7 protein-coding genes are annotated in these 14,856 nt (G+C 36.6%); 5 read left to right on the top strand and 2 right to left on the bottom strand.

Annotated features, from left to right (window positions below; all coding sequences use genetic code 11):
* Window positions 1–119: 119 nt before the first annotated feature.
* From T420_RS0100470 to T420_RS0100490, 5 genes are all read left to right on the top strand, one after another.
* Window positions 120–1,028, top strand: coding sequence for a metal ABC transporter substrate-binding protein (locus T420_RS0100470; RefSeq protein WP_013544451.1), 909 nt, complete (start codon window positions 120–122; stop codon window positions 1,026–1,028).
* The gene (locus tag T420_RS0100475; RefSeq protein WP_013544452.1) at window positions 1,025–1,855 is read left to right on the top strand and encodes a manganese/iron ABC transporter ATP-binding protein; all 831 of its coding nucleotides are present in this window, start codon (window positions 1,025–1,027) and stop codon (window positions 1,853–1,855) included. The genes T420_RS0100470 and T420_RS0100475 overlap by 4 nt, the downstream gene beginning before the upstream one ends.
* Window positions 1,852–2,715 (top strand): metal ABC transporter permease, encoded by an 864-nt coding sequence (locus T420_RS0100480; RefSeq protein ID WP_013544453.1) that lies wholly within the window; start codon window positions 1,852–1,854, stop codon window positions 2,713–2,715. The genes T420_RS0100475 and T420_RS0100480 overlap by 4 nt, the downstream gene beginning before the upstream one ends.
* Window positions 2,712–3,617, top strand: coding sequence for a metal ABC transporter permease (locus T420_RS0100485; RefSeq protein ID WP_013544454.1), 906 nt, complete (start codon window positions 2,712–2,714; stop codon window positions 3,615–3,617). Before T420_RS0100480 ends, T420_RS0100485 begins: the two co-directional genes overlap by 4 nt.
* 375 nt (window positions 3,618–3,992) lie before the next feature.
* Window positions 3,993–4,379 carry a YbaN family protein gene (locus tag T420_RS0100490; RefSeq protein WP_026501049.1) on the top strand — a complete coding sequence of 129 codons (387 nt, stop codon included), beginning with the start codon at window positions 3,993–3,995 and terminating at the stop codon, window positions 4,377–4,379.
* A gap of 295 nt (window positions 4,380–4,674) precedes the next feature.
* Here T420_RS0100490 and pncB read toward each other — a convergent pair whose 3' ends face one another.
* Both pncB and T420_RS0100500 read right to left on the bottom strand, forming a co-directional pair.
* On the bottom strand, window positions 4,675–5,979 hold the full coding sequence (gene pncB / locus T420_RS0100495) for a nicotinate phosphoribosyltransferase (RefSeq protein WP_013544456.1): 1,305 nt from the start codon (window positions 5,977–5,979) through the stop codon (window positions 4,675–4,677).
* 118 nt (window positions 5,980–6,097) lie between these two features.
* Window positions 6,098–14,677, bottom strand: a complete 8,580-nt coding sequence (locus T420_RS0100500; RefSeq protein ID WP_026501050.1) for a glycoside hydrolase family 94 protein — start codon at window positions 14,675–14,677, stop codon at window positions 6,098–6,100.
* Between the last annotated feature and the right edge of the window lie 179 nt (window positions 14,678–14,856).

Here is a 14,856-nt window from a genome sequence, read left to right on the forward strand (position 1 = left end):
ATGTTCCTTAATCTTAAAGATATCTGGAAAAGGCATTATTTTAAAATTATTGCAAAATTAGAAATTAACTGTTATCTGTGATATGGTAATGCAAATCATTAGCAATAGAAAGAAAATCAATGCAACTGAAGGCGTTTTTTATCGCATGTTTTTTGGGTATAATTCTTTTAACTCCCGGTATAGTTTTAAGTGCTGGTAAATTTAAAGCTGTTACAACTTTCACTATAATTGCTGATATGGCTCGTAATGTTGCAGGTGATGTTGCCGATGTTGAATCAATTACTAAACCAGGTGCTGAAATTCATGAATATCAGCCTACACCACGCGATCTTATGCGTGCTCAAGGAGCTAACCTTATCTTATGGAATGGTTTGGAATTAGAGCTTTGGTTTGAGAAGTTTTTTCAAAATGTCAAGGATGTTCCAAGTGTAGTCGTTTCAGAAGGTATTGTGACTATTAAAATTGGAGATGGGCCTTTTAGTGGTAAACCAAATCCCCATGCGTGGATGTCACCAGTCTCCGCTCTGATTTATGTTGATAATATTCGTGATGCTTTTGTAAAATATGATCCTGAGCATGCTGCTGTTTATAATAAAAATGCTGAAGTTTATAAACAAAAGATTCGTTTGAGCATTGATCCAATTAAAGCTGAGTTGCAAACAATACCAGAAGACAGACGTTGGCTTGTAACAAGTGAAGGTGCATTTAGTTATTTAGCTCGTGATTTCGGTTTGAAAGAACTCTATTTATGGCCCATTAATGCTGATCAGCAAGGGACACCGCAGCAGATTAAGAATGTCATTGATGCGGTTCGGAAATATCATATTCCAGTTGTTTTTTCTGAAAGCACTGTTTCCGCTGCACCTGCTAAGCAGGTGGCAAGAGAAACAGGAGCTAAATATGGGGGGGTACTTTATGTTGATTCATTGAGTGATAAAGATGGTGAGGTTCCTACTTATATTGATTTATTACGTGTTACGAGTGCCCGTATTACTAAGGCTTTGTCAGATGAGGTAAAGGGTCGATGACTGAGTCGGGAATATCTGCCCAAGATGTATCTGTGACTTATCGTAATGGACATACAGCTTTGCGAGAAGTGAGTTTTGAAAGTCCTATGGGTTCTATTTCCGCATTGATTGGGGTTAATGGATCAGGGAAGTCTACATTATTTAAAGCTATTATGGGATTTGTAAAACCTTCAAAGGGAAAAATTAGCATTTTAGGTTTATCAGTTAAAAAGGCTTTGAAACAAAACCTTATTGCATATGTTCCCCAGAGTGAGGATGTTGATTGGAATTTTCCTGTTCTCGTTGAAGATGTTGTTTTGATGGGAAGGTATGGCCATATGAATTTCTTTCGCTATGCCCGAGCACAAGATTATGAAGCTGTTCGTGTTGCTTTAGAACGTGTCGATATGTTGCCATTTTCTAAACGTCAGATTGGTGAACTGTCTGGCGGACAAAAAAAACGCGTTTTTTTGGCACGTGCTCTTGCCCAGAAAGCAAAAGCTATTTTACTAGATGAGCCTTTTACAGGAGTTGATGTCAAAACAGAGGATAAAATTATTGCTTTGTTAAAAGATCTGCGTAAAGAAGGTGCTATCATATTAGTCTCTACTCACAATTTAGATTCCGTTGCTGAATTTTGTGATCGTACGATTTTAATCAAGGGGACGGTTGTAGCTTCTGGGTTAACAGAAGTGGTTTTTACACAAAAAAATCTTGAACAAATTTTTGATGGTGCTCTACGTCATCATTATGTTGGTTTTCAAAATGCACAAAAAAATAATGTTACCACAAATGATGATAAGTTTTTATTTCATGATTGCAATCAAAAACTGGAGCATATTTTATGATTGCTTGGTTGCTTGAGCCTTTTACTTATCAATATATGATTAATGCAATGTGGGTTTCAGGGTTAGTTGGCTGTGTTTGTGCCTTTCTTTCTGCTTTTTTAATGTTAAAAGGTTGGTCATTGATTGGTGATGCGCTTTCCCATTCGATTGTACCTGGAGTTGCTGGGGCTTATCTTTTAGGACTACCTTTTTCTTTTGGAGCTTTTTTTTCTGGCGGGCTTGCTGCTGCAGCAATGTTATTTTTAAATTACAGAACAAAACTAAAAGAAGATACAATTATTGGTTTAATTTTTTCTTCCTTTTTTGCGTTTGGATTATTTCTGAAATCACTAAGACCAATGTCTGTTAATATTGATACGATTGTTCTTGGAAATATTTTAGCAGTTAGTTCATCAGATATTATGCAGTTGGCTTGTATTGGATTCTTTTCCCTTTTTATATTGTGTATAAAATGGAAAGACTTATTGGTCTTTTTATTTGATGAGAGTCATGCACACGCTATTGGATTAAATATCACGTTATTAAAAATTCTCTTTTTTACACTTCTTGCTGCTTGTACTGTTGCGGCTATGCAGACAGTAGGAGCTTTTTTAGTTATTTGTCTTGTGATTACACCGGGGGCAACTGCTTATCTTTTAACTGATCGTTTTGTAAATCTTTTGATCATTGCAGTTATGATTGGAACCCTTACAAGTATCTTGGGTGTTTATATGAGTTATTTTCTAAACGCGCAAACCGGTGGTGTTGTTGTGCTTTTTCAAACATTTTTATTTATGGTAGCCTTTACTTTTGCTCCTAAACACGGTTACATTGCTGCACGCTTACGTGTGAGAACAGCAAAAAGGTGTAGCGATATATGATTCATCAATTGCTGCTTCCTTTTCAGTTTTCTTTTATGATTAAAGGTATGATCATTACCATTGTTCTGGCTGTTCCAATGGCTATGCTTTCTTGTTTTCTTATTTTAAAAGGATGGGCCCTTTTAGGAGATGCAATTTCTCACGCGGTTTTTCCTGGGGTAGTTATTGGTTATATGGCGACCCCATGGGCGATGACATTTTTATCTTCTATACCGTTTCTTTGGTTTCATGATGTGCGTGCTGCTAATGTTACAATGACTTTGATTGCTTGTGGTGCTTTTTTAGCAGGTATGATTTGTGCCATTGCAACCGGTTTCTTAGGGAATAACAGTCGTATTAAACAGGATACGATTATGGGTGTTGTTTTTTCGTCCATGTTTGGTTTGGGACTTGTTTTGGCAACAGCAATATATAGTGATTTGGATTTAAATCACATTTTATTCGGTAATCTTTTAGGTGTTAATTGGCTTGATATTACGCAAACAGCAATAATTGCTATGATTGTTGTAATGGTTTTGAGTATAAAATGGCGTGATTTTATGTTGTACATTTTTGATTCGATTCAAGCACGTGCAATAGGATTACAAATATCAGTGCTTCATTATATTCTTTTAACAATGATTTCTCTCACAATTGTTGCTGCTCTGCAGGCAGTTGGAATTATTTTAGTTATTTCTTTGTTAATCGCACCGGGCGCTATTGCTTATCTTATCACTAAGCGTTTTTTTTCTATGCTATTGATTGCTGTATTTATTGCAGTGTGTTCGAGTTTTCTAGGAATTTATCTCAGCTTATTTATTGGTTCTGATTCTGCTGCCACAATTGTATTGATTTTAACACTCATTTTTATTGCTGTTTTTATATCAAATTTTTTTGTTCAGAGTACAGTTGAAGAAATTTAAATCTAATGGAGCTCATGCATAGCAGCTATGCATTTTTGTATATTGTTTCTAGAATTTGTTTTCATTACATAAAGAAAAGCTAGATCATTTTCCTCCTAATGTCTAGTTAATCAATGCAGTATTACTCCTCCCAACACTGCATTAGTAATTAAAGGGCTGCATTGATTTATCATGCAGCCTTTTCGTTTTGAATTCTCTAAAGAATTGATTTTTATTGTTTGAAAACTTTAAAATTATCATCATATTGTATAGATTGCTATCCACGCAAATGCATTAATTAATGTATTGTGTGGAGAGGTGATGACGTATTAAAATTTTGTAAATAATATCTTGCATAATGATATCTGAATAAGAAAAAACAGCGATAAATAAATAATGAAGAAAGATTTTAAGATATCCCGTCCTTTACGTATTTTCTATTCTATATTAGGGTGGGCAATGATTGTATTGGGTTTTATTGGCGTCGTTTTACCTATTATGCCTACAGTACCCTTTTTGTTGGTTGCTTCATGGTGTTTTGCTCGTTCATCACCGCGCTTTCATCATTGGTTGCATAATCACAGAATTTTCGGTTCTCCTATTAAACAATGGGAGGAAAGAAAAGCCATCCCACCATTTATTAAAATTTTTGCAGTGGTAAGTATGCTTGGTGGCTTTTTATCGTTTTTAGTGCTAATTCACCCTGCTTTGTGGTTTGCTTTATTAGTTGCGACTATTTTATTGATGATTTCTTTCTATATTGTAACACGTCCATCTTCTTAAAAACATGATTGAAATGGAAAGATTTGATTGACAAAAAATGCTTTAACTCTAGCTTATTTTTAGGAGTTTATTAAGCACTTGTGAGTTCAAAATAGTTTCTCGCTTTTTATAAGATTTTTCAGAATATTATAAGATTTGATGCGTTCATTAAAAATAATTACTGTGCCAGTGAGTGTTATTGTGACGGGCAAAGCTAGATCATTAGAATTAGGATATTATTATATATTTTAAGAGAAAGATTTTATTGGGTGAGTTTACTGTTAAGAAGTTTATTTTTATACAAATTGATTAATGATTAAACTTTTACAGATTTAGCAATGCGTTGTTCATTCCCAAAAAAATTTAAATAGCGTTGTATTTCTTGTGGATCACCAATAGCTTTTTCAGGATTGTCTGAAAGTTTTACAGCTGGTCGGCCATTAGCGTGAGTAACTTTACAAACAAGGGAGATAGCTTCAAGGTTTGCAATATCTTGAGGTGCGCAGTTTTCAAAATCATTAGTGAGGTTAGTTCCCCAACCAAAACTCATGTGGACTCTGCCGTGAAAGTGGTGATAAGTTTTCTCGATTGTGTCTATATCTAGCGCATCGGAAAAAATTAATAATTTCTCATGTGGCTTTTTTCCTTTTTCTTGCCACCACTTGATGGTGCGTTCACCCCCTTCAATAGGTGGAGCACTGTCCAGTCTAAAACCTGTCCAATCTGCCACCCATTCTGGGGCGTTGCGTAAAAACGCTTCTGTGCCAAAAGTATCAGGCAAAACAATCAAAAGATTGCCACCATAATAACGATTCCAATCTTGTAAGACTTGATAAGATGCTTTACGCAGTTCGTTGTCATTGTTTGTAAGAGCAGCGATAACCATAGGTAATTCATGTGCATTTGTGCCAAGAGCTTCTAAATCTGTGTCCATAGCTAAAAGAACATTAGAAGTGCCTGTAAAAGAATTGCCAATTCCTTCTTTTAATGCTTCAACACACCAGCGTTGCCATAAAAAAGAGTGTCGACGTCTAGTGCCAAAGTCAGATATTTTAATATCAGGTAGTTTTTTAAGTCGTTCAATTTTGCTCCACATTTTTGTTTTGGCACGGGCGTAAAGAACATCAAGTGCAAAACGACCAAGATTTTTCATAGCAGCACGTGAACGTAATTCACTAATAATAGCAAGAGCAGGAATTTCCCACATAGAGCTATAAGCCCATGGTCCATCAAAACGAAGGATATATTGACCATCTTTGCAGGTTAGTTCGTATTCTGGAAGCTGAAAATTTTCAAGCCACTGTAGAAAATCTGGTTCAAAAATCCTTTTACGTCCATAAAATGTATTGCCAGCAAGCCAGATCATTTCTTTTTTAGTAAAGCGCAAGCTAAGGGTATGATCAAGTTGAGCGCGCAACTCACCTTCATCAATATCATTGGCAAGGAGAATTGTTTTTGTGCGGTTTATGAGAGAGAAAGTGACATTAACATCTGGATACAGTCCCCAGATCATCTGCACCATAAGAAGCTTATAAAAATCTGTATCAAGAAGAGAACGAATGATTGGATCAAGTTTCCACGTATGGTTATAGACACGTCTAGCAATATCTGTACAATTCATGACCTTTTCTCTTTTTCGTTGAGTAAAATCTAAAACTGTTGCGTATCCCAACATGGTCATTACAAGAAATGTATAAACTATAACAATTTTATAGTTTTGAGCAATATAAAAAAGTCCTTCATTGTTTATCTAGGGTATATACAATTTCATGGTTGCCTGTTTTTTTTAATTTTATACCTCTATCAATTTTGATATACTCTTTTCCATCAATATTGAGCATATTTTTATTTGCTCGTCTGACTTTAATTTTATAAACAGCATTGTGGAATTTCATTTTTGCTTCATATTCAGGCCAGGATGAGGGTAAATGTGGGCGTAAAAATAGCTTTCCAGCTTGAAGATGAAGCCCAAGGATAGTTTGTGTTGCTGCACGATAAAACCATCCTGCTGAGCCTGTATACCATGTCCAGCCACCTTGTCCACGATATGGTTCAACTGTGTAAATATCTGCCGCCATAACATAGGGCTCAACACGATAAATTTCTGGATTTTGGCCATGATTGATAGGATTTATCCTCGAAAACAGCGTGTAAGCTTTGTCTTCTTCTCCTATTTCAGCAAGTGCTAAAATGCTCCAAATAGCACCGTGAGTATATTGTCCGCCATTTTCTCGAATTCCTGGAGGATAACCTTTAATATAACCTGGTTCAAGGGTACTTTTGTTGAAAGGTGGCCAGAAAAGATGTATGAGACCAGTTTTTTCATCATAGAGATGATCAAGCAGTGATGCCATTGCTTGTTTTTGGCGTTTAGAAGATGCCATTTTTGAAATTACAGCCCAAGATTGGGCAATAGCATCAATTTGACATTCAGCATTTATTTTAGATCCAAGAGGGGTTGCGTCATCAAAATAACCACGTCTATACCAAGCACCATCCCAACCATTTTTTTCTAGAGCTTTGGTTAGACGTTTCAAATATGCACTCCAGGCTTTAGCACGGCTATGATCACTACGGTTTTTAGCGAGAGGAATGAATGCTTGTAAGGTAGTACCAAGAAACCATCCCAGCCAGATACTTTCACCTTTTCCTTCAATACCCACCAAGTTCATACCATCGTTCCAATCACCACCTAGAATAAGGGGTAGATTATGTGGTCCACAGCGTTTGATAGCGAGATCTAAAGCTAAAGCACAATGTTCATAAAGTGTTGTAATGTTGGAGGATTGTGTAGGCTGGAAATAAGAATCATGTTGCCCTGCGGCTAAAGGGGGACCTTCGATAAAAGGAACTGGAGTATCAAGAAATGCATCATCGCCAGTGGTGTTAACATATAGGGCTGTTCCATAAGCAAGCCAAACGACATCATCAGAAATAAATGTGCGGACACCAGCATTTGTATCAGGAAGCCACCAATGCTGTACATCTCCTTCGGGAAATTGGTGTGCTGCTGCATTTAACAAGTGTTCACGTGCTAATTGTGGTTCAAGCAATAATAAAGATAAACTGTCTTGCAATTGATCACGGAAACCAAATGCTCCACTGGCTTGATAAAAAGCTGAGCGTGCCATCAAACGGCATGCATAAATTTGATAGGGTAGCCAATGATTGACCATAATATCAAAAGAGGGATCAGGGGTTTTTACTTGTAATGGAGAAACAAAATCATTCCATTGTTGTTTTTGTTGTGCAAGGAGAACTTTAAAATCATCTTTACGCACTTGATCTAGTAGCTTTTCAGCTTTTTCTATATTTTCAGCACTGCCAAGATAGAAAATGATTTCTTTTGCTTGTCCTGGTTGTAAATCGATATCATAGACAAGTGCTGAACAAGGATCACGACCTGGTTCTACTGTATTTGAAAGTGCTTCAGCTTTACGGATAGCTTGTGGATGTTGAACTGTTCCTGTTGTACCGATAAATTCAGTACGATCAGTAGTAAAACTGGTTGGCATTTCGGACGCTGATAAGAAAGTAACCTGTTGAGATTTTTCGATGTGATAAGGATTCTGGATAAAATGTGCACCACGTTTAGGATCGTAATGGGGAATAATAAAAGGTGCGTATTTTGTGCGAATGTTGCCTAAAACCCATTCAGCATAATTATAAAGGCGTAAGCTATGGGATTTTTTTCCTTTATTTTTAATGATGAGACGAGAAAAACGAATTGGCTTTTCTCGATTAAGTGTGTGGGTAAGTTCTAATGCAATATCTGAATGTGTAGATTTAAAAGTTGAAAATCCAAAACCATGGCAAGCTTCATAAATGACGCTATCATCACATTCGACAGCAGAAACTGGAGAAAAACATTTTAAAGAAAAGCGATCAACAAGATATAGCGCTTCCCCTGGACGATTGGTAATGGGATCATTGCTCCAAGGAGTTAATTGGTAATCACGGCTATTATTAGCCCAGGTGAAGATTGTTCCTTCAGCGGATACGTGAAAGCCAAAGCTATGGTTTGCAATTATGTTAATCCATGGATGTGGCGTTGTTTGACATCCATTTAGACGCACTACGTAATGGTTATGCTGATTAAAACCACCATAACCATTCCAATATTGCAGATCTTCGCGCTGTATGGGGAAAGAAGAAGCTTTTTGTTGGTCAGCGAGAGCAATAGAAGAAAATAGATTTTGTTTGGTTCGTGGGGTTTTTTGTGTTCTTTTATTATATTTTTTGTAGTTTAATTTATTATTAGATTCTTGGTTATGACTGCGAATAACTAAATCGGAATCAATATTTTCTATATGTTTCAATTGTTCAGATAAAGATCCATTTTGAGCATGCAGAATAATGCGGGCTGACGCGAGAAGTGTTTTGAAACTTTGTTCGCTTATTTGATTGCGTTGGAGGGTAAAAATATGATGTTGTCCATTCATTTCTTTTGTACGGTGACGGTAAGATTCACATGCCCATTCAATGGCGCGTTGTGTATCTTGTAGATAAGAAAATGTCTGTTCATTTAAAATAACTATATCAACGATGAGACCCCGCATACGCCAATACTCATATGCTTTAAGCAGCTCACGTAGTACAGTGATATACGTTTCATTATCTAGTCTGAGTAGGCAAATAGGATAATCCCCTGAAATGGACATTGGCCATAAATCAGATTGTTTTCCAAGAGTTTTTGCTAATATTTCGGGAGAAAGACGCCATTTTCGATCAGGATAGATAAGTGGTGTTATGTATTTTTGATAAGTAATAGCTTCTCTAGGACTGATATTGTTTTGATACAGTGAAACTTGTGAATGCGTCCATGCTTTTGATAATTCTTGCTGGAACATATCAGGTTGTCGATAGTATTTAATGTAATGTTGTAACGTTTCTTTTGAATCGGCCGCAAAAGTCCAAAAAATAAGTTCTGCTTTTCCATGCGCCGGAACTTTTACACAACTGCGGATTGAAATAATCGGATCAAGAACACACCCTTGATTGCCTTTGAAATAAGTATTTTGATCAAAGGCAATTGGATGATGAATAGATCGACCACGGCTGATAAAAAGACGGCGATCAGTTTCTGCTTCTGCTTCTGGAATAATTCCTGATGGATCAGTAACAAAATGAGCGATATGAATATTGGGATCATGAGGAGAACGCTTGCGCCTTTTAGCTAAGATTGTCCCACCTGAATCAAGAATTTCTGTTTCTATAAACATCCGTGAAAAAATAGGATGAGCACAATCATTATCAATTGTTGCAAGCGCTAATTCACCATAAGAAGTTATTTCAATTATTCGATCTTTGTTGGTTGTGTTGATTAATTGTATACGTCGACCTTCACCATCACCTTCAGAAGCAATAAGACATTCAAGTGTTGATTTCAGGCCATCAACCGTTTTTGTATATTCAGCTTTTTCATCTGTAAAAATGCTGACAACTTCTTCTTCAGCCACACGTGTTGGTTCATTGGTGATAGACCACCAGCGTTTATTGTGTGTATCTTTGATGAAGAATAAAGTCCCTTGTTGATCTTCTGATGCATCAGGAATAAAACGCGTAATAGCATAATTATGCCAACGGCTATAGCCAGAACCATTTGCTGTCATCATTATGGAATAACAGCCATTTGATAGAAGTAAAGTTGCTCGAGGTTTAAGAAGAGGATTCGTAATAATGCGCACAGGGGCATCATCAAAACCTTTAGAATTATTGCGCATAGGATTGTTGATTTTAGTATGAATGACAGGAATTTGTCGTGGAGCTCTTTCCTGTAATAATATTTGTGCAGCTTTTATAACTGGATCACGATGAAAGCGATCACGTATCCGCCCTTCAAAAATGACATTATTGATAGCAAGAATCGACATACCATGATGATGCGCGTAATAATTACGCACAATGGCATATTTTTTTCCTTTTTGCACACGTGAAGGAGTAAAATCAATAGAATCATAATAACCATATGTTCCTAAAGCACCAAGATTACGTAGTTGCTTTAGATTAGCGATGGCTTGAGCTGGCATATATTGTGCAGCTAAAAGACTGGCATAAGGAGCAATAACGGTATTGCGTGATAAGCCGCGTTGAAGTCCGAGACTTGGAACACCAAAATTAGAATATTGGTAATTCATTAAGTGATCACGGGCATTAAATGCTGCTTCTGAGATACCCCATGGTAATCGTCGTTTACGCGCATATTGTATTTGATGGCGGATAATGAGCCGATTTGTTTGATCGAGTATCGATCCTAAGGGCTCATGCATAACTAGAGAAGGCATGAGATATTCAAACATGGATCCTGACCATGATAATAGAGCACCTTTCCAACCAATTGGGACAAGTAATCGGCCGAGATGAAACCAATGTTTAAATTTAATATCGCCTTTAGCAATAGCAAATAAGCTTGCGAGACGTGCTTCTGAAGCTAGAAGATCATAGCAGCTTTCGTCGAGTTTATTTTCCTGTACGCGATAGCCAATAGATAAAAGTTGTCGTTCAGTTTGTTCTAAAAAATCAAATTTCATATCAAAAGCTATTTGTCGCGCTTTTTCAGATAAAATATTTAATTTTTTGCATAGTTCTTTAATATCATAGTCACTGGTAATATCATGTTTATGAGCTTCACAAGTTTCTACCAGACATTTAGCCCAAGATAACATGTGAGCAGATTCTTTTGTTTGGATTGTTTTATCGAGTTCGTTGATCAAATGTACAATATTACGAGCAGTAATCGAAAGACGAGTAATGTTCGTAACGGTTTTTGATTTTGTTTTGAGTGCGCTAACAGAGTGATGAAAATTAGCAATATGCTCTTTGATCTGTTGGCGTAATGGATAAAGAATATTAAGATTATCAGGAATTTCTTTTAAGGTTTCTTCAAGAATATTATTAACATCGAATAAACTATCTAGATCACTTTGTAAAAAAGTGTCAGGTGTTTCAGCCCATTCGCTTAAAGCGGAAGCCAATGTTATTAAGTGGCCTGCAAGATTGCCTGAATCAACTGTTGAAACATAAGTTGGTAGAAGAGGTTTAAGTGTATCTGTTTCATACCAATTATAAAGATGACCACGAAACTTTTCCATTTTTTCAAGAGTACTTAATGTGCACTTAATTCGCGTAATAGCATCTTCAAAGCTAATCCAACCAAAGTCGCGTGCAGCAATAATAGAAAGCAGATAAACTCCAATATTGGTAGGTGATGTGCGCTGCGCAACGAGAGGTTCAGGCTCTTCCTGAAAATTATCAGGTGGCAAATAATTACTTTGTGAATTGACAAAAGTTGTATAATAAAACCATGTCCGTCGTGCAATGCATCGTAGTATTTTTTTATCTTTGGAAGATATAGATATATCAAGAACATCTTGAAATGTTTTTGGTTTACTGACAATACATGCAATCAGTGGTGAGAAAAACCAAAGAAGCCCAAAGGGTAAAGCAATCAAGATTGTTGAATTATGAAAGTATAGTGGTAATCCTATAGCAATAATACCAATAAACACTGCTGGCCACATAGTGATAATATAGAAGCTTAAACTATTGGGAATTGATTTCGTTGCGGATGAAGTTTTCCATTCAAGAAGATACTGTTTTGAGATCATCATGCGATAGAGTGCGCGGATGATTGCATCAGTCATAAAATAAGCTGAGTGAGCTATAAATGTGATTTTAAGAAGCATTTCTAATATTGTAGAGGAAATGCTACTTGAAATTAATTGTAACTGTCCGCGTAAAGAATAATCACTACTGGAAGGAATAAATGTGCGAAGGACACCTAAAATTGGTGCAATGAAGGGGCTGAGAAGAAGAAATATTTGCCAAAAAATTGCTATCTTTAACGGTAAAAGAGACCATCCTGCTGTTGCTGCGATAAGCCACATGAGTGGTGTGAGAGAACGGCGCAAATTGTCTTGCATTTTCCAGCGTGTAGTTAGACTCGTGTTATGGTGGTTTAAAAGATAAGGCAATAGTTGCCAGTCACCACGGATCCAACGGTGATGGCGAGCAATATCAACGTTATAGGCTGTTGGATAATCTTCAATAATTTCTACGTCGCTTACAAGTGCAGCACGTGCATAACTTCCTTCCAAAAGATCGTGACTAAGAACAGTATTATCTTTGATTTTATTATTCAGTGCTTGTTCAAAGGCATCGATATTATAAAGACCTTTTCCAGTGAAAGTTCCTTCTCCCAAGAGATCTTGATAGGTATCGGATACAGCAAAGACATAAGGGTCAATTCCACGATTAGTAGAGAAAACTCGTTGCAGAATTGATGTTTCTTCTTCTGCTGTGAGAGAGGGTGTGATACGGGGTTGTAAAATGCTGTAGCCTTTTACAACTGCTCCATTTTTTTTAGAAAAAATAGGGCGATTAAGTGGATGGTTGAGCTTACCAACTAGTTTAGTGACACTTTCAGGAGTTAAACGTGTGTCTGAGTCCAAAGTCATAACAAAACGACAATCCATAGGAAGATGTGGATCTGGAGTATAAAAACTGGTATTTTTATTTCCTCGGAGTAAGAGATTAAGCTCATGCAGTTTCCCACGCTTGCGTTCCCACCCCATCCAACATTTTTCATGAGCATTATAGAGACGCCGACGATGGAGAAGAAAAAATAGGGGAGTGGTATCACGATGATAACGATGGTTAAGTTGAGCAATACCCTTTTGTGCATAGTGCAACAGATCAAGGTCGTTTTGTGTTTCCGCAAAAGGGGCATCTGCCCAGTCCGTGATAAGAGCAAAATGAATGGCACCTTGAGGGTTAGAAAGATAGTGCACTTCAAGATTACGTATTTGTTCATCGATATCATTACGTGATGTGATTAAAGTAGGGACAACGACTATTGTACGCGCATCTTCGGGAATACCCTCTTTATATTCATAACCAATGAGCTGATTTGGTGGAACAAACCATGACACAACAGTGTTAAAAAAAGCAAAAGCGGCATCCATAGTAGGAAAAAGAGCTAGTGCAGTGAAGAGGAGTGTCATTAATGTTTTCAGGCCGGATATTCGTAACGAAGTATAGATCGCAAACAAAAGAACAAGTATTAAAAGAGAAACAGGGATTGCAATGGCTCCTATTTTTAAACGATAATAAGTTTGTATCCATTTTGTCAGAAATGATGGATTGTATCCGCAGGCTTCTTCAAAAATAGAACGTCCGTCATCAACAAGGTACCATCCAACAGAAAAATTATTTTTATGAGCAACATCTTGAGAGCAAGTTTGCGCCATCTCTACAGCTTTACGTGCAATTTCTACTTCACTAAGAGGTGAACGATGTGCGATCGTTTCGATGACTTGTCGATAAGCATTGCGTGAGTGAGAATCAATTTCAGAAAAATCACTATTTTCACGCAGGATAAAGTCTACACAACTTACTGTTTCAAACCATGCTGTCCAATCAACATCATCAATAGTTTTGAGAGCACGAATAATATTGCCCATGGTTATACCATCTGTTGTTTGACGAGTATGTTCATCAGCTGTTATCATTTCTGTGCTACTACCATGAAGATACAACTGTTCTTCAAGCCAGGTTAATGCTCTTGTTGAATCAACAGATGTACCTCGCAGACGGTAAAATAAATGAGCTGAAAAAGTCGAATGAGAAGTTAGTTTTTCATAAAGAGTGAGAATATTTAATTGAGTTTCATTTTTTGCAAGGGCAGTTTTATCAGCTACTTGATTAGCAAGAGAGCGCATATACCGTGCTTGCTCAATACGCAATGAAAGACGACGGACATTTTCAATTAAGATCATACGAACAACAAAAGGAAGCGCCCACAATTCACTAATTTTTAGAGTACAAACTTTTTGAAAACCATTCACCATTGCTGTAAGTGTTTCTTGTAAAAACCTGCTATCTGTATGCGCAACATAAAGCCAGGCTAAAGCGAAAATACGTGGAATTTCTTTCTTTTGTTGGTAAGGGGGGAGTTGCTTGATGAAAGACTTAGAAAAATTGCAGCATAGCTGCTGTATAGTTTTATCAATGGTATAATGGTTATCAATAAGCCACTGGGCGGATGGTGCAATTGTTTCATTATTACGTGCAGCAACATCATTGATGCGAAAGACATGGAGAATAAGTTTAGAATTTTCAATCAATCGTCTACGAAAATCATTTTCTTCTTTATATTCAGGAAGAAAGATTTCTTGGCCAGAGGCTATATTATGACCTAACTTATAAAGCTCTTCTTGTGATTTACTGGTTGAACGGATAGGGGAATTAGTTTCATCGAGATAGTGAATTTTTGCCTTTTGGGAAGAAAACCACTTCTTGCGATGTAATATGGATACCATAATAATATTCTATTGCCATTCGATAATTGTTGTTTACTCAATAGACTGTTGGTATTTTATCTCAATAAATGAACACTTCATTAAAAATAAGTTTTTATTTTTATTGTAAATTTTTAATTTTTTTAAAATTAAAGAGTTAAAATAGAATTTCTAATGAAAAAAGGCCACTAAAAATTAAT

It is taken from the genome of Bartonella clarridgeiae ATCC 51734 (assembly GCF_000518185.1).
Taxonomy (GTDB): Bacteria; Pseudomonadota; Alphaproteobacteria; order Rhizobiales; family Rhizobiaceae; genus Bartonella; species Bartonella clarridgeiae.